This is a genomic window from Bradyrhizobium sp. WBAH42 (assembly GCF_024585265.1).
GTDB lineage: Bacteria > Pseudomonadota > Alphaproteobacteria > Rhizobiales > Xanthobacteraceae > Bradyrhizobium.
Map to the genome: position 1 here is coordinate 6,398,339 of NZ_CP036533.1, position 16,298 is coordinate 6,414,636.

General features: G+C 66.9%; 10 protein-coding genes and 1 pseudogene. 5 read left to right on the forward strand and 6 right to left on the reverse strand.

The genetic code is table 11. The features are described from left to right. Nucleotides 1–98: 98 nt before the first annotated feature. On the forward strand, nucleotides 99–5,807 hold the full coding sequence (locus DCG74_RS30270) for a negative regulator of septation ring formation (RefSeq protein ID WP_172785269.1): 5,709 nt from the start codon (nucleotides 99–101) through the stop codon (nucleotides 5,805–5,807). 363 nt (nucleotides 5,808–6,170) lie between these two features. On the opposite strand, the pseudogene DCG74_RS30275 reads toward DCG74_RS30270, so the two are convergent. From DCG74_RS30275 to DCG74_RS30285, 3 genes and pseudogenes are all read right to left on the reverse strand, one after another. Then, nucleotides 6,171–7,042 (reverse strand): annotated as a pseudogene (locus tag DCG74_RS30275) (MlaD family protein). A 29-nt stretch (nucleotides 7,043–7,071) separates the two neighbouring features. Then, a complete protein-coding gene (locus DCG74_RS30280) occupies nucleotides 7,072–7,842 on the reverse strand; it encodes an ABC transporter ATP-binding protein (RefSeq protein WP_172785270.1) in 771 nt (256 codons plus the stop codon). A gap of 2 nt (nucleotides 7,843–7,844) precedes the next feature. Beyond that, the gene (locus tag DCG74_RS30285; RefSeq protein WP_172785271.1) at nucleotides 7,845–8,978 is read right to left on the reverse strand and encodes an ABC transporter permease; all 1,134 of its coding nucleotides are present in this window, start codon (nucleotides 8,976–8,978) and stop codon (nucleotides 7,845–7,847) included. A 131-nt stretch (nucleotides 8,979–9,109) separates the two neighbouring features. Here DCG74_RS30285 and dgcA point away from each other — a divergent pair, with 131 nt between their 5' ends. After that, nucleotides 9,110–10,105 carry an N-acetyl-D-Glu racemase DgcA gene (dgcA, locus tag DCG74_RS30290; protein ID WP_172785272.1) on the forward strand — a complete coding sequence of 332 codons (996 nt, stop codon included), beginning with the start codon at nucleotides 9,110–9,112 and terminating at the stop codon, nucleotides 10,103–10,105. Here dgcA and DCG74_RS30295 read toward each other — a convergent pair. Continuing rightward, on the reverse strand, nucleotides 10,075–11,271 hold the full coding sequence (locus DCG74_RS30295; RefSeq protein WP_172785273.1) for a major facilitator superfamily domain-containing protein 6: 1,197 nt from the start codon (nucleotides 11,269–11,271) through the stop codon (nucleotides 10,075–10,077). The genes dgcA and DCG74_RS30295 overlap by 31 nt on opposite strands. A 75-nt stretch (nucleotides 11,272–11,346) precedes the next feature. Between DCG74_RS30295 and DCG74_RS30300 the strand changes: the two genes are divergently transcribed. Both DCG74_RS30300 and DCG74_RS30305 read left to right on the forward strand, forming a co-directional pair. Beyond that, nucleotides 11,347–12,777, forward strand: coding sequence for a hypothetical protein (locus DCG74_RS30300; protein ID WP_172785274.1), 1,431 nt, complete (start codon nucleotides 11,347–11,349; stop codon nucleotides 12,775–12,777). 124 nt (nucleotides 12,778–12,901) lie between these two features. Beyond that, nucleotides 12,902–13,255: an ADP-ribosylation/crystallin J1 gene (locus DCG74_RS30305; RefSeq protein ID WP_172785275.1), complete on the forward strand. Its 354-nt coding sequence runs from the start codon at nucleotides 12,902–12,904 to the stop codon at nucleotides 13,253–13,255. Nucleotides 13,256–13,266: 11 nt separating this feature from the next. On the opposite strand, the gene DCG74_RS30310 is transcribed toward DCG74_RS30305, so the two are convergent. Both DCG74_RS30310 and DCG74_RS30315 read right to left on the reverse strand, forming a co-directional pair. After that, nucleotides 13,267–13,626: a hypothetical protein gene (locus tag DCG74_RS30310; protein ID WP_246708802.1), complete on the reverse strand. Its 360-nt coding sequence runs from the start codon at nucleotides 13,624–13,626 to the stop codon at nucleotides 13,267–13,269. A 131-nt stretch (nucleotides 13,627–13,757) separates the two neighbouring features. Beyond that, the gene (locus DCG74_RS30315) at nucleotides 13,758–14,201 is read right to left on the reverse strand and encodes an RbsD/FucU family protein (protein ID WP_172785277.1); all 444 of its coding nucleotides are present in this window, start codon (nucleotides 14,199–14,201) and stop codon (nucleotides 13,758–13,760) included. A 166-nt stretch (nucleotides 14,202–14,367) separates the two neighbouring features. Between DCG74_RS30315 and DCG74_RS30320 the strand changes: the two genes are divergently transcribed. After that, nucleotides 14,368–16,176: a caspase family protein gene (locus DCG74_RS30320; RefSeq protein WP_172785278.1), complete on the forward strand. Its 1,809-nt coding sequence runs from the start codon at nucleotides 14,368–14,370 to the stop codon at nucleotides 16,174–16,176. Nucleotides 16,177–16,298: the final 122 nt, after the last annotated feature.

The window sequence follows — 16,298 nt, forward strand, 5'->3', positions numbered from 1 at the left end:
CGGAGATCCGCGCAAGCGGCATGATCCGGTCTGTGGGCTTGCGCCGCGCGCAGGGCTCGCGGGGGGACGCGTACAAGTAACGAGGGCTCGGACTGAACATGGCGAACACTCCGAAAAAGGTCAAAGACCCTACAGAAGTTGCGCTTTCTGCGATTCAGGAAGCCCTGAACATCAGCGACACGGCGGCCGATACCAGCCGCAACGCCGCGATGCGCAACGAAACGGCACCCCCGGTGCCGCCAGCCGCGCCACCGGTGTTCGACGATCCGAACTTCGAGCCGCGCCCCGCCGCCAACGAACGGTCGACCGTGTTCGACCCGGTCGAGGAGCCGCGCACCGCGCGCCGTCCCGCCAATGACGACCGCGAGACCATCGGTCAGTTGCTCCAGGCGCTGCAGAAGGGCCGCCCTGCCCGCAACGTCTACACCTTCGCGACCATCTTCGCCGGCATCTGGCTCGCCGCTTGCGCCGCGCTGACCGTCGGCTTCCTGCCCTCGATCCAGGCCGCCATGGGCCAGAGCGGCGGCGTGCTCGTCATCGCCGGCCTCGTTGCGATGTTCTTCGCGCCGATCATGCTGTTCTACTTCCTCGCCAGCCTCGTCTGGCGCGGCCAGGAAATGCGCATGATCGCGCAGGCGATGGCGCAGGTCGCGATCCGCTTCTCCGAGCCGGAAGGCTCGGCCGCCGATTCCATGGTCACCGTCGGCCAGGCCATCCGCCGCGAGGTCGCGGCGATGGGCGACGGCATCGAGCGCGCGATTGCGCGCGCCGGCGAGCTCGAGACGCTGGTTGCCAACGAGGTCGCCGCGCTCGAACGCGCCTATTCCGACAACGAGGTCCGCATCCGTGCCCTGCTCCAGGACATCGCGCATCAGCGCGACAATTTGGTCGGCCAGGCCGAGCAGGTTCGCAGCGCCATTTCCGGCGTGCAGATCGACCTGCGCCACGACATCGCGCTGATCTCGGACGCGATCGCCTCCCGCGTCGACGAGGTCGCTAAGTCGATCACCGGCGCGCTGGAAGAGCGCGGCGCCCACATCACCCAGGCGCTGAGCAACGCCGGCGACAACATGATCCTGGCGCTCGGCGAGCGCGGCGGCGACCTGCTCGACCGCCTCGAGGAAGCCAGCAACGAGACCACGCGCGCCGTGCTCGACGCCAGCGAGCGGCTGACCACCAGCCTCAACTTCAAGACCGGCCACGTCCACGACGAGTTCGTCGACCTCGCCGATCGCGTCCACGAGATGCTGAACGAGCGCATCGACCGCATCACCGGCGAGTTCGAGCAGCGTTCCGCCGCGATCGTCGACGGCATCTCCGAGCGCACCGAGCAGGTGCACGACAGCCTGAAGAACTCGTCGGACTCGCTGCTGCTCGAGCTCGAGCTGCGTTCCAACGACATCTCCGCCAAGATCGATGATGCCGGCAACCGCCTCGCCGGCCAGATCATGACGAGCGGCGACAAGGCCAGCGAAGCGCTCGACGCCACCGTCAACTCCCTGGTCGCCAAGGTCGTCAGCCAGACCGAGACCGCGCACGATTCACTGTCGCTGCAGATGAGCGCGTTCGACGAGCTGGTGAGGAACCAGGGCACCGAGCTGGTCGAGAAGTTCGCCCGCGACTCCGGCACGCTGGGCGCGCTGATCACCCGCCACATCTCCGAGTTCGACCGCACCGTGAAGACCTTCGGCGGCGAGATCGTCGAGCGCATGGGCCAGCGCACGCAGGACATCGCCGAGACGCTGAAGACCTATGTCGACAATTTCGACACCCGCTTCACGTCGAACGGCGGCCAGATCACGGCGGTGCTCGACCAGCGCCTCGCGCAGTTCGAGACCACGATCGGCGAACGTGTCGGCAATATCGACGCCTCGCTGAACGGCAAGATCGCCAGCCTCGACGGCACCATCGAAGGCCACATCAGGACCTTCGACGAGCAGCTCGTCGGCCGCGTCGCCGCGCTCGAGCAGTCGTTCGACGGCCGCGCGAAGTCGATGACCGAAACCATCGACGGACGCATCAACACGCTGGCGACGTCGCTGACCGACGGTGCCGCGCAGGCCATCCAGTCGATCGACTCGCGCCTCACCCACCTCACGACCTCGCTGACCGGCGGCGCATCGCAGGCCATCGAAACGATCGATGCACGCCTCAATCACCTCACGTCGTCGCTGACCGATGGTGCGTCGCAGACCATCCAGTCGATCGACTCGAGGCTGACGCACCTCACGACGACCCTCACCGGCGGCGCCACGCAGGCGCTCGAATCCATCGACGCCCGCCTCACCTACCTGACCACGTCGGTGACCAACGGCGCCTCGCAGGCCGTGCAGTCGATCGATACCCGCCTGACGCTGCTGAGCTCGACGCTCACGGACGGCACCGCGCAGGCGATCGAGGCCGTCGACCGCCGCATCACTGGCGTCGCCGAGATCATCGACGGCCGCAGCACGCATCTGACCGACACGGTCACGGCACGCTTCCAGGAGATCCAGCAGGCCATCGAGACCAAGGTCGGCACGGTCGCCAGCGACATCGACGTGCGCGTGGCGCAATTCGAGGACCTGCTCGGCTCGCGCGTCGAGGCCGTCGCCGGCCGCATCGAAAGCAGCGGACGCCAGGCCAGCGAGGACATGATGTCCCGCGCCGAGATGATCTCGACCGCGATCCGCTCGCATGTCGAGGACGCCGAGCGCTCGCTCACCAACCTCGTCGTCAACACCAGCGAGACAATCCAGACCGGCGCGCGCACCGCCCAGCAGTCGCTGCTGACGGTCTCCTCCGACGTCAACGCCCAGCTCAAGATGACCTCCGCCGAGGTCGAGCAGGCGCTGACCGCGGTCGGCACCGGTGCGGCGAACTCGATCCTGACCAGCGCGCGCGAAGCACAGTCGACGCTGGTCGCGGCCTCGGGCGAAGCCTCCACCCAGATCAAGGGGCTCGCGGCCGACGTCGAGCGCACGCTGTCGGCGGCGGGCTCCGCCACCGCGGCCTCGATCCTGGCCGGCGCGCGCGAGGTGCAGACCACCCTCGTCACCGCGTCGTCGGATGCGGCCAACCAGGTCAAGACGCTCACCGCCGACGTTCAGCGCTCGCTGTCGATGGCCGGCACCGCCACCGCGGAGTCGATCACCGCCGGCGCCCGCGATGCGCAGAGCACGCTGATCGCGGCCTCGACCGAGACCGCCAACCAGATCAAGGCGCTGTCCTCGGACGTACAGCGTTCGCTGACGATGGCGGGCACCTCGACGGCCGAGACCATCATGAGCGGCGCCCGCGAGGCCCAGAGCACGCTGGTGACGGCGTCCTCGGACGCGGCGAGCCAGGTCAAGTCGCTCGCGGCCGAAGTGCATCGCTCGCTCTCGCAGGTCGGCCAGTCCACCGCCGAGACGATCACCACCAGCGCCCGCGACGCCCAGAGCACCCTGCTCGCGGTCTCGGCCGAGCAGACCAGCCAGGTCCGTTCGCTCGCGGCCGAGATGCAGCGCGCGCTGGCGACCGCCGGCGGCGCCACCATCGAGGCGCTCACCAGCGGCGTTCGCGAGGCCCAGGGCACGCTGATCTCCGCCTCGACCGACGCGGCGAGCCAGATCAAGTCGCTGACGACGGATATCGAGCGCACGCTGACCGCGGTCGGCGCCGACACCGCCTCGACCATCCTGAACAGCGCGCGTGAGGCCCAGATCTCGCTGACCTCGACCTCGGCCGACGCCGCGAGCCAGATCCGCACGATCTCGACCGAGATCGAGCGCACGCTGAGCGCGGCCACCGCCAACGCCACCAACGACATCCAGACCAGCGCGCTCAACGCCCAGAACGCGCTGATCTCCGCCTCCAACGAGGCGAGCTCGCGCGTCAAGTCGAGCTCGGCCGACGTCGAGCGTTCGGTGCTCGCCGCCAGCTCCAGCTTCGGCCAGGCCATGACCGGCAAGACCGACGAGATCGTCACCTATGTGCAGCAGCAGGCCGACCGTCTGTCGAACATGATCGACGCCAAGCGCGGCGCGCTGGTCGACGCGATCGGCACGAAGACGAGCCAGCTCACGCTCGACATCGACCGCGTCACCTCCGACGCGCTGAAGTCGATCGAGACGCGCGGCCAGGCCTTCTCGCAGACCATGATGGGCAACGGCTCGGAAGTCGCCCGCACCATCAACGCCGCGAGCGAGGTCGCCACCAGTGCGGTCAGCAAGTCGCTCAAGGATCTCGAGCAGTCGTCGCGTTCCGCGATCGACCAGTCGCGCCAGGTCTCGATTGCGGCCGTCACCGAGATGCAGGAGACCAGCAAGATCCTGCGCACCGACACGGTCGCCCTGTTCGAGCGCCTGCGCGAAGGCAACATCCTGCTTCAGGAGGTGCTGACCGGTGCGCACGACAACCTCAACTCGCTCGAGCGGGCGCTGGTGACCCGCGTCGCCGACTTCGTCTCGGCGATGAACGACGTCACTTCGCGCAACGGCGCGGCGACGCAGAACCTGGAAGAGCAGCTCAACGTCTTCAACAGCAAGACCACGAAGGCGCTGCAGGATCTCGGCGAGCTGTCGACCCAGTTCGACAAGCACGGCCAGGCGCTGGTCGAGGCCGCCCAGGTCGTAGAGCAGAGCAACAAGAACACCACCGCCTCGCTCGCCGAGCGCAAGCAGGCGCTGGAATCGCTCGTCACCACGATCGACCTGCGCACGGCCGATCTCGACCAGCGGCTGTCGCGCTTCACCGGCCTGCTCGATGAATCGCTGGCGGCTGCCGAAGAGCGCGCCCGCGACATCGCCCGCGTCGTCGCCGAGACCGCCGGCGCCGGCTCGGCTGCGATCACCCGCCAGTTCGAGGCGGTGCGCGCGGCATCCGAAGAGGAGCACCGGCAGACCATCGAGGCCATGCACGACATCTACCGCCAGACCACCGATGAGGCGGATGCGATGTTCAAGCAGTCGACCGAGAAGTTCACCAACCTCGTCGCCAGCATGAAGCAGATGGCTTTCGAGATGCACAACGAGCTCGAAGCCACCCGCAACGAGCTGCGCCGCGGCGTGCTCGAGATGCCGCAGGAGGCCGCCGAGAGCACGGCGCAGATGCGCAAGGTGATCGTCGACCAGATCGAGGCGCTCGCCGAGCTCAACCGCATCGTGGCCCAGCACGGCCGCGGGCTCGACGTCACCACGGCGGGCCGCGCCAGCGTGCAGCGCCAGGAAGAGCCGGTGCTGGCCGCCGTCGGCAGCCGCGCGCCGGAGACCCGCATGCGCGACATCGGCAGCGCTTCGACGCTGCCGCCGCCGGACCTCGGCATGCCGGCCGCGCGCCGCACCGAAGCGCCGCCGGTCGCGCCCGGCAACAACGACCAGAACCGTGACGGCTGGCTGTCGGACCTGCTCAACCGCACGGACGCCAACCAGGGCGCTCCGAACGGCCGTGAGGCTCCCCGTGGCCGTGCTGCTGCCCCTGCACCGCAGCCGCAGGCCCCGCAGGCGAGCAGCAATCCGCTGGAATCGCTGTCGCTCGACATCGGCCGGCTGATGGACCGCAACCTCGCCGCCGAGATGTGGGACCGCTACCAGCGCGGCGAGAACAAGGCCTTCACCAAGCGCCTCTACACGCCCGCCGGCCAGAAGGCCTTCGACGAGGTCGCCCGCAAGTACCGCGCCGACCGCAACTTCAAGGGCACGGTCGACCGCTACGTAGCCGAGTTCGAGCGCCTGCTCGACGAAGTCGCCCGCGACGGCCGCGGCCCGCAGGAGCTGCGCAGCCACCTGATCTCGGAGACGGGCCTGGTGTACACGCTGCTAGCGCACGCGGCGGGCCGCCTGGGGTAAGCGGCCGATAGCAACGAACAGCGAAAGAAAACGGAGGCCTCTCGGCCTCCGTTTTTGTTTGAGTGCGTCATCCGCGCTCTCGTGCCCCGGACGCAGCGCAGCGCTTCTTTAGCGGTGCGCTGCAGAGCCGGGGCCCACGCGGCATCGTACGGTGTGGCTTTCTGGGTCCCGGCTCTGCGCAGCAACGCCAAGAGCGTTGCAGCGCGTCCGGGACACGGGTCGCAAGCTCGTCATTGCGAGGAGCGAAGCGACGAAGCAATCCAGACTGCCGCCGCAGAGACAGTCTGGATTGCTTCGCTTCGCTCGCAATGACGGCGGAGAGAGCATGCGCCCTCTCTCATCTCGTGCGAACGCTCCCGCCACCTACCGCCTGCCGCTCGCGGCGGGCGCCGGCTTGGGCGGCTCGGGCGGCGGGGCGGGTTGCGATGAATTGCTGGCGCCGAACAGGACGCGGGTCGGGTTGCGGTCGAAATTGTTCACGGCACGGCTGATGTCGCCGAGGGTGCGGCGGCCGTCGGCCATCAATGCGCCGGAGCGCTTGTCGAAATCGTCGGCCAGCTCGCGGATCGACTTCACCGCCTGGAACAGCTCGCCGCCGTCCTTGCCGCCGGCCAGCGTGTTGAGGCCGAGCATGAGGTTGTCGGCCTTGAGCATGACGCCGTCGACCTTCGCCATCACGCCGTCGATCTTCTCGGAATTGCGCGCCAGCGAGTTGGTGAAGGTCTCGAGGTTCTTCAGCGAGTTCTTCACCGAGTCCTGATTGTCGGCGACGATCTTGTTGATGTTCTGCAGCGTGCGCGGATCGCCTCGGTGACGTCCTGCAGCTTGTTGGGGTCGGCGGTCAGCGTCGGGATGCCGTCCTGGTCGAGCGGCGGCGGGGCTGCAGCCTCTTCGCCGCCCTTGAGCGAGATCGCGGCGACACCAGTGAGGCCCTGGAATTCGAGGCCGACCAGCGTGTCCTTGCGGATCGGAGCGTTGTTTTCGATCATCGCGAGTGCGACAACCCGCCGCGGGTTGTCGAGCTTGACCGAGACCACCTCGCCCACCCTGATACCGTTGAAATTGACGCTGCCGCCGTTGCGCAGGCCCGCCGCGGGCCCCTCGAACACGACGCGCAGCGGGCTGCGCTGCTTGGTGGTGTGCAGCGACTGAAACCACAGCACGAAGCCGATCGCGGCGGCGATCACCGCCAGCGTGAACGAGCCGATCAATATGTAATTCGCCCGCGTTTCCATCAGGTGCTCCGGCTACTCAACCCAGCTACTCAACCCATGACCGCGCGGGCGCGCTTGCCATGGAAATACTGCCTCAGCCAGGGATGCTGCGAGGCCTGCATGTCGGCGATCGACCCTGCCGCAATGATCTTACCGTTCCCTAAAACGGCGATGCGGTCACATGCGGTGTAAAGGCTGTCGAGGTCGTGGGTTACCATGAAAACGGTCAGCCCCAAAGTGCGCTGGAGGGTCCGGACCAGCTCGTCGAAGTCGCCGGCGCCGATCGGGTCGAGGCCGGAGGTCGGCTCGTCCAGGAAGACGAGGTCGGGATCGAGCGACAGCGCGCGCGCCAGGGCCACGCGCTTGATCATGCCGCCGGAGAGCTCCGACGGGAAACGCTCGGCGACCTCGGGCTTGAGGCCGACCATGGTGAGCTTGGCCATGGTGATCTCGTCCATCAGCCGCTGCGAGACGCGCAAATATTCGCGCATCGGAAACTGGATGTTCTGCCGCACGGTCAGCGAGGAGAACAGCGCGCCCTGCTGGAACAGGACGCCCCAGCGCCGCTCGACGTTGCGCCGCTGCGACGTGCTCGAGGAATCCAGGTCGACGCCGAACACTTCGATGGAGCCTGCGACCTTCGGCACCAGGCCGATGATGGTGCGCGTCAGCACCGACTTGCCCGCGCCGGAGGGACCGACGAAGCCCAGGATCTCGCCGCGCTTGACGTCGAGGTTGAGCCCGTCGAGCACGCGCGTCGCGCCGAACTGCACGGTGATGTCGCGGACGCGGATGATCGGATCCTGTATCTCGCCTGCCATCGTCACATCCCGATCGAGGCGAAGAAGATGGCGAAGATGCCGTCCATGACGATGACGAAGAAGATGCCCTTCACCACCGACGCGGTGGTGTGCTGACCCAGCGATTCCGCGCTGCCCTGCACGGCCAGCCCTTCGACGCAGGCGACGATGCCGATCACGGCCGCCATGACCGGCGCCTTGACGATGCCGACGATGAAATGATCGATCGAGATGGCGTCGCGCAGGCGCAACAGGAACGCCTCCGGCTGAACGCCGCCATAGAGCCAGGCCACCAGACCGCCGCCATAGAGCGCGGCCATGGCGCCGAGGAATGCCAGGATCGGCAGCGCCAGCACCAGCGCCATCATGCGCGGCAGCACCAGGACCTCGATCGGATCGAACCCCATGGTGCGCAGCGCGTCGATCTCCTCGCGCATCTTCATCGAGCCGAGCTCGGCGGTGTAGGCGCTCCCCGAACGGCCCGCGACCATGATCGCGACCAGCAGCACGCCGATCTCGCGCAGCACCAGGACGCCGAGCATGTCGACGACGAAGATGTCGGCGCCGAAACGGCGAAAATGGAAGATACCTTGCTGCGCGATGATGCAGCCGATCAGGAAGGTGATCAGCACGATGATCGGCACCGCGCGCCAGCAGACCTGCTCCATGTGATGCACGGTCGAGGTCAGGCGGAACGAGCGCGGATGAATCAGGACGCGAAACCACGCCGCGAGCACGGCGCCGAGCATGTCGACGAGGCCCGCCACCGTGCCGGCGACGCCGGCCACGGCCCGGCCGATCTGCTCCAGCATGCCGGAGATGGTGATCGGGTTGCTGTCGACCACGGCCGCCGCCCTGACCCGCCGCACCTCGTCCACGAGGCTGGAATAATTGGCGGACAGACCCGCAATCTGCGCCTCGACAGGTCCCTTGGTCAGGCTGCGGCGCAGCCGCTCGATCAGCCAGGCGCCGAACGTGTCGAGCTTGGCGATTTCGGAGACGTCGATGAAGATGCTTTGCGGAGTGCCTGCGAGCTTCTCGGCCTCAGTCACCATCCGCTCCAGGACCGGCGCAAAGCTTGCGGTCCAGGTCCCGGTGGCGCACAGCGCCAGCGCGTTGCCCCTGGCAATCCGTTCCAGCTTCGGATCGCCACTCATGTCCGCTCCCGTGCCGGGGCGGAGAAAATCAGATGGTTGCGCACGCGCCCTTACCCAGAGAAGGTATCCCCAAGTGGTTAATGTTAGTTGCTAGAGGTAACTAGCAGGTTCAGATTTCGCCAGAGTTCAAAATGACTTCCATGAAATTTGCAGCTTTGGCGACGCGAATCGAGCGCTTCCCGATCGCCGGCAGCTTTACCATCAGCCGGGGCGCCAAAACCGAGGCCGTCACCGTCGTGGCGGAGGTCAGCCGGGACGGCCTGACCGCCCGCGGCGAGTGCGTGCCCTATCCCCGCTATGGCGAGACGCCGGAGGCGACACTGGCCGCGATTGAGGCCATGCAGGAGGCCGTCGCGGGCGGGCTGACGCGAGAGGCCCTCCAGGCCGCAATGGCGCCCGGGGCGGCCCGCAACGCCCTGGATTGCGCCCTGATCGACCTCGAGGCCAAGGCGGCCGGCTTGCGCGCCTGGAACCTGCTCGACCGCCCGGCCCCGGGGGAGCGCACCACGGCCTACACGATCTCGTTAGGGACCCCCGAGGCCATGGCCGCGGCGACCGCCAAGGCGGCGCACCGGCCGCTGCTCAAGATCAAGCTCGGCGGCGACGGCGATCCGGAGCGCATCGCGGCCGTGCGCAAGGCCGCCCCCGAAGCCGAGCTGATCGTGGATGCCAACGAGGCCTGGACCGAGGCCAATCTCGAACACAATCTCGCTGCCTGCGCCGTGGCCGGCGTTACCCTGGTGGAGCAGCCGCTGCCGGCAGGCAGAGACGAGGCGCTGGCGCGGATCAGGCGCCCGCTGGCGGTCTGCGCCGACGAGAGCGTGCACGACCGCTCTTCGCTCGCGCCCTTGCGCGACCGCTACGATGCCGTGAACATCAAGCTCGACAAGACCGGCGGCCTCACCGAGGCACTGGCCATGGCCGATGCCGCCCAGGCGCTCGGCTTCGAGATCATGATCGGCTGCATGGTCGCAACCTCGCTGTCGATGGCGCCGGCGATGCTGGTGACGCCGCAGGCGCGCTTCGTCGATCTCGACGGCCCACTGCTGCTCGCGCGCGACCGCGATCACGGCCTGCGTTACGACGACAGCCTGGTCTATCCGCCGGACGCTTCGCTCTGGGGCTGAGCGGTGAGGCGATGCCGCGCCGACCAGATCAGGATCGCGCCGGCAGCGGCCATCGCGGCCATGACGTAGTAGACACCGTCGCCGATGCGGGCATAAATCGCGCCCGATGCGATCGACGTCGCCGCGCCCAGGAGCCCGTTGCAGGCGGCGTAATAGCCCTGCCCACGCGCGATCTGATGCGACGGCACGCGCTGCACCAGGAGGTTCATGGTGCCGAGGATGGTCATGCCGAAGCTGAAGCCGTGGCCGAGCTGGGCGATCGCGAGCAGCACGAGCGGCGGCTCGCTGGCGGTGATGATCCAGCGCAGCACGGCGATCAAGCCGCCGATCGCCATCAGCGTGGACGGATGTAGCGAGAAGCGCGGCGACAGCGCGAACACCACGATCTCGGCCATCACGCCCAGCGTCCACAGCACCGCGATGGTGAGCCCGCTGATGCCATGGAGCTGCCAGTTGATGGCCGAGAAGGTGTAAAACGCGATGTGGCTGCTCTGGATCAGCGCGGCCGACGCGATCACGGCCCAGAAGCCGGCATCGCGCAACAGTGCCTTGCCGGCGTGCCGCTCCGACGTCCTGCGCCTGAGATCGTCGAGCGGCTGGAGCAGCAGGCTGGCGAGAACCGCAACGACGGCCCAGGCCACGATGACCCAGATCAGGTCGCGCGGAGCAATGACGTCGACGAGATAGCCGCAGGCGAGCGAGCCGGCGGCAAACGCCGCCGAGCCCCACAGCCGCAAGGGTCCGTAGTCGAGCCCGTAGCGGGCGACACCGCGCAGCGCATAGGCATCGGTCAGCGGCATCGTCGGCGTCCACATCATGCAGGTCAGCGCGTAGATCACGAACAGCGCCAGCGGCTGCTGCTGCAGGCCGACGACCGAAAATCCGATCGCCGTCGCCAGCGCCGACACCATGATGGCGGCGCGGATGGCATGCCGCTTTTCGGCAAAGGCCGTGACCTGCGGCAGCGTGGTGAAACGTGTGATCGCCGGCAGCGCGTTGATGATGCCGATCCAGGCCGCGTCGACGCCGATCGCCTTCAGCCAGACCGGGAAGAACGGCATATGCGTGCCCAGAACCGCAAAGAAGGCCGAATAGAACACGGCGAGGCTCACGGCGAATCGCCGCTTTGTCGCTGCCGCGATGGGGATTTGTGATTCGGACTGCATCAAACCAATTGCGATTCGGTCGATATCGTGGTGATCGTTACAGTAACGCGCACTGATTTGCGCGACGAGATTGTCATGGCCAACGAAGCATTCGCCCTCTCGCCCATGTCTGCCCGCGCCGCGGAGCCGAACGAGCAGGATTACGAAGCGATCCGCGAAGCCTTCATGGAGACCGCGCGCGGCCGCTGGTTCCTCGGCGAATATGCCAAGCGCAACCGCAATGCCGACACAAGCATGGTGCTGGATGCGGTCGCTAGAATCGAGGAAACCCTTGCGGCACAGCGGCAACCGGTCGTCGAGGACCGCCTGCCCGAGGCGCTGGTCGAAATCCGCCGCGCCATCCGCGAGGCGGAGACGATCGCACTCGCCGCGTTCGATCCCGCCGCGATCGAGGCGAGCCTCGCACCGATCCCGCGCGGGGTGCGCATCATCAAGGAGATCTCCTGGCGCTGGCGCGAGATCGGCGCCGACGGGCGAATCTGCGACCTCATTGATTCGCAGCTGGCCTCGATCGCGGCCGCCTGCGGGCAGATCTCGACCCTCGATCCCCGCGTCGAGCTCAAGGCCGCGTTCGATTTGTTGAAGGATCGGGTCGAGCAGCTCGACGGCGGCGCACCGCCGCAGGCGGCTCCGGCTCCGGCGCAGGAGGTGCCGTCATCCGCTGCGGAAGCCTCGCCCGTCGAGGCGGCGCCGGCGGCGATGGCCGGCGAAGCAGTGGCTTTTACGGAGACGCGCGAAGAGATCGCCGCAGCTCCGGAAGCCGAGGCGGCGGCTGTCGAAGCAACGGCCGTCGCTGAGACCTCCGTCATCGCCGAGCAGGCCATGGACGCGGCTGCTGCACAGGAGATCGCGGCCGACAGCCAGATACCTGCTGAAAGCGCGGTGCTCGAAAACGTCGCGCCTGATGATGCCGAACTCGAAGCCGTCGCGTTTGAAGAGCCGGCCGCTGAGCCCGAGGCATTGACGGAAGCAAGCGAGGAGTTCTCGCTCGATGCCGCCGCCGAGGCCGAGGACGAAGCCATTCTCGAAGCCATCGCGCTGGAGATGGCCGCGCCCGATCCCGATTTCGACGAGATCATCGACGCGGTCGAGATGGCCGCCGCAACACCGGAGCCGGTGCCCTCGGATGTCGCAGCGCCCATTGCCGCCGCGCTTCCGGAGCCGATCGCAGCCGAGCCGGTCGTCGCAGCCGTCGCGGAAGAGCCCGCCGCGGACGCACCGATCGCGCTGGATTCGCTCGCGCGCCTCACCGATGCCATCGCGGAAGCCGCCGCCGAAGTGATGGAGCAGCAGGCGCCGGCCATGGCAGCGGCAGCATCGTTCGCCGCAGCACCGGCCGCAACGCTGCCGATGCCTTCGCCCCTGCCTGCGTCCATGCCCGAGGCCTCACTCGGCGCCACCATCCTCGCCAGCGGCATCCTGCAAAAGCCGCGTGCACCGGCCAATGACCCGCTCGCCCCCATCCGCCGCATGACCCAGGCCGAGAAGATCGCGTTCTTTTCGTAAGGGGCGCGCGCTCTCCCCACGCCGTCATTGCGAGCGCAGCGAAGCAATCCAGGCTGTCTCAGCGGAGGGATTCTGGATTGCTTCGCTGCTTCGCAATGACGACGCTCGATCTTGGACTCACGACATGTCCTCCACCGAAGACACCCTCACCCTCTGGCGCCCCGTTGGTCCGAAAGAGCTGGAGTTGATCCAGCAGTCCGGCATGCGCACGTTTCCGCCGCGCCTGCCTGACCAGCCGATCTTCTATCCGGTGCTGACCGAAGACTACGCCATTAAGATCGCGCGGGACTGGAATGTCCCGGCGAGCGGATCGGGCTTCGTGACCCGTTTCGAAGTCAAACGCAGTTTCATCGAACAATACGACGTGCAAGAAGCGGGCGGACGCTCACACCTGGAGTACTGGATTCCGGCCGAGGACCTCGGTGCGTTCAATGCCGCAATCGTCGGCTTGATCGAGGTCGTCCGTAGCTTTCCCTGACCGTCGCGCGATCACCCGCAATTCCACACCGCCCCGATCGGCGTGCGCGTCCAGCACGGGCCAAAGCTGCCGCCATTGTAGCGACCGCCGCCAAAGCCGGGGCGGCCGAAATAGTGCCACTCGCCGTCCCAGCGATAATATTGCGGAACCGGATCGATGTACCAATGGCGACGTTCAGTCCGCGCGAGGCGCCGCATGGCGTCTTTCTGCTTGTAGAGCGGGATGCTGTTGCTGAGCGGCTGCCGATAGCCCGGCAGAAACCCATAGCCCTTCCAGACCGGCTTGGGACGCTTTTGCACGGGCTCGGCGGACGCGACAGCGGGCAGCAACGACAGGATGACAGCAACGAAGAGACACAGAAGGCGAGACATGGATCGACGATAGACGCTCGCCTGGCGGAAGACCATTCAAATTCGAGTGCTGGCAGATGGTCGCGTGGGAGCATCGCACACGATGTCGCATCCGCTTCGATCACGCGGTGCGTCGATCGAACGCAGCCGCGCTAACCGATCACGCCCTTGCGGATCAGGAAGCAGCCATAGCCCCTGCTGTCACCGACCTGCACGACGCCAAAGCCTGCCGCCGCCGCGCGATAAAAATCCGGACGGGAGAGCTTGCCGGGTGCAACGGCGCGGCCAACAGCGCGCTCGATCTCGGCGAGCACGGCGCGCTGCACCTCGGGCACGCGGTCGGGATCGTCGACCGGCATCATCACACGCACCGGATCGGGATCGAAATCGTCGAGCGGATAGACCGACATGATGGCGCGGACGGCGACCTCCATCGTCATGCCCGGCAATTGGATCAAGCGTTGCGACGAGGTGCTCTGCGCGATGCGGGTGGCCGGGTGATTGGCATCGACGAAAACGAGGTCGTCGCCGTGGCCCATGGAGGCGAGCAGCCAGAGCAGGTCTGGCGTCAGGATCGGATCGATCGATTTCAGCATGTGACGGCGGTTCCTCCCAATTGATCGCTAACCATAACAGGTTCCGAGCGTGATTCAGATCACGGAGGCCGCCATGGTGACAGGGATCACGGACCGCAGGGCTCGAACGCGGCCAAGCTTGCGCGCAACCAATCTCGCATCGAGATGAGTGCCAAAGGAGCACGCCATGTTCCGCCTAAAGCCCTTTTTCATGACAGCGAGCCTGTTGGGAAGCCTGTTCGGCTTCGCCTGCGGGCCCGTTTCCGCGCAGGTCGCCCCGGTGCAGCCTGCCCCCACCGCGCTGCAAGGCCCGGAGCAGCGGGTGGCGCTGGTGATCGGCAATGCGAACTACAAGAACGCGCCGCAGCTTGCGAATCCCGACGATGACGCCCAGTCGATGGCGCAGTTCCTGAACTCCGCCGGGTTCGAAGTGGTCGCAGCGACCGACCTGACCCAGAACGACATGCTCCGCGTCGTCCAGGACTTTTCCGCCAAGGTCGCCTCGCGCGGTCCGAACACGGTGGCAATGGTCTATTACGCCGGTCACGGTGTGCAGCTCGCCGGCGAGAACTATCTCGTTCCGGTCGATGCCAAGGTCTCCAACCCCACCGAGCTCGTCAACAATTCGGTGCGCCTCGTCGACGTGATGTCGACGCTGGAGACGATCCCGAGCCGCATGCGCATCGTCATCCTCGATGCCTGCCGCAACAACCCGTTCCCTGAAGTCAACGACGCCGGCCGCGGCTTGGCAATCGTCGATGCGCCGAACGGTTCGATCGTCGGCTACTCGACCGCGCCGGGCGCTGAGGCGCTCGACGGCACCAATGGTCACAGCCCCTACACGCAGGCGTTCCTGAACGTCGCGCGCGAGCCCAACGTGCCGATCGAGCAGCTGTTCAAGCGCGTGCGCCTGCAGGTCAACCAGACCACCAGCGGCGCGCAGATCCCCTGGGAGAGCTCGTCGCTGACGAGCGACTTTACGTTCTTCGGCGACACTGCGGTTGCCGCCAACCGCGCGCCGGTGAATACGCCGGTCGTGCAGATGGCCTCCAATTTGCCGAGCCGCTCGACGCGTCAGGCCTATGACTACGTCGTGTCCGAGGGCCGTCCGGAATATTATCAGGAGTTCATCCAGATGTATCCGCACGACCCGCTGTGCGACCACATCCGCTGGCTGCTCACGAACCTGCTGATCTCGCAGGCCTGGCACAAGGCGGTGCTCGCCAACTCCCCGCTTGCCTACAAGAGCTTCTATGACAGCTACGGCAACAGCCCCTATGCGCAGGTCGCGCTGAAGCTGCAGGCGCAGCCGAAGCAGATCCCCCTGATGCAGGCGACCAAGTTCCTGGCGCCGCAGAACTTTGCCCCGACCATCAAGATCGGCAATCTCGGCCAGCCCAAATACATGCCGCTGATGCAGCAGGGCAATGGCGTGCAGGTGAACGGCAATCTGCCGGTCGTGCAGAAGCCGGTCGACGGCAACGTCGTCGGCAAGCTCGGCAATGGCGGCCAGATCGTCACCCTGCCTGCGGGCAACAACCAGCCGAACCCGCAGAACGGCACGCCGTCGCAGACCCCGAGCAAGATCGTCACGCTGCCTGCGCCGACCCACACGACCAACGGCAAGGTGGGCATCGGCAAGATCGTGACCCTGCCTGCGACCAACAATCCGCAGAACGTCGGCACGACCAACGGCTCTTCTGGCAAGACCGTGAGCGTGCCGGTGAATCCCGGCACGAAGATCGACGTGAAGCCGGTCAACGTTCAGACGCAGAACCAGCCGATCCGCGTCAACAACGGCAACACCGGCATCGTGAAGCCCAACACTATCCCCGTGAACAAGGTGCAGGTGCAGACCAACGTGCAGACCAACCGTCCGCAGCTCAACACGATGCCGAACCGCATGGTCAGCAGCAACAACAACTTCCGGCAGTCGATGAACCAGGCGCCGAGCATGAATAATGGCGGCAACCGTCGCGGCGGCTTCATGCACTGATTGCGCAGGAAGTCGGTCTGCTCCCTCCCCCGCTTGCGGGGGAGGGCTGGGGAGAGGGTCTCACCACAACGGGACAATCCCCAAGAGGAAGAAGCCCTCACCCGGCACTGCGTGCCGACCTC

Coding starts and splice junctions, on each gene's coding strand:
- DCG74_RS30270 (WP_172785269.1), top strand. CDS start 99: ATGGCGAACACTCCGAAAAAGGTCAAAGACCCTACAGAAGTTGCGCTT.
- DCG74_RS30280 (WP_172785270.1), bottom strand. CDS start 7,842: ATGGCAGGCGAGATACAGGATCCGATCATCCGCGTCCGCGACATCACC.
- DCG74_RS30285 (WP_172785271.1), bottom strand. CDS start 8,978: ATGAGTGGCGATCCGAAGCTGGAACGGATTGCCAGGGGCAACGCGCTG.
- dgcA (WP_172785272.1), top strand. CDS start 9,110: ATGACTTCCATGAAATTTGCAGCTTTGGCGACGCGAATCGAGCGCTTC.
- DCG74_RS30295 (WP_172785273.1), bottom strand. CDS start 11,271: ATGCAGTCCGAATCACAAATCCCCATCGCGGCAGCGACAAAGCGGCGA.
- DCG74_RS30300 (WP_172785274.1), top strand. CDS start 11,347: ATGGCCAACGAAGCATTCGCCCTCTCGCCCATGTCTGCCCGCGCCGCG.
- DCG74_RS30305 (WP_172785275.1), top strand. CDS start 12,902: ATGTCCTCCACCGAAGACACCCTCACCCTCTGGCGCCCCGTTGGTCCG.
- DCG74_RS30310 (WP_246708802.1), bottom strand. CDS start 13,626: ATGTCTCGCCTTCTGTGTCTCTTCGTTGCTGTCATCCTGTCGTTGCTG.
- DCG74_RS30315 (WP_172785277.1), bottom strand. CDS start 14,201: ATGCTGAAATCGATCGATCCGATCCTGACGCCAGACCTGCTCTGGCTG.
- DCG74_RS30320 (WP_172785278.1), top strand. CDS start 14,368: ATGTTCCGCCTAAAGCCCTTTTTCATGACAGCGAGCCTGTTGGGAAGC.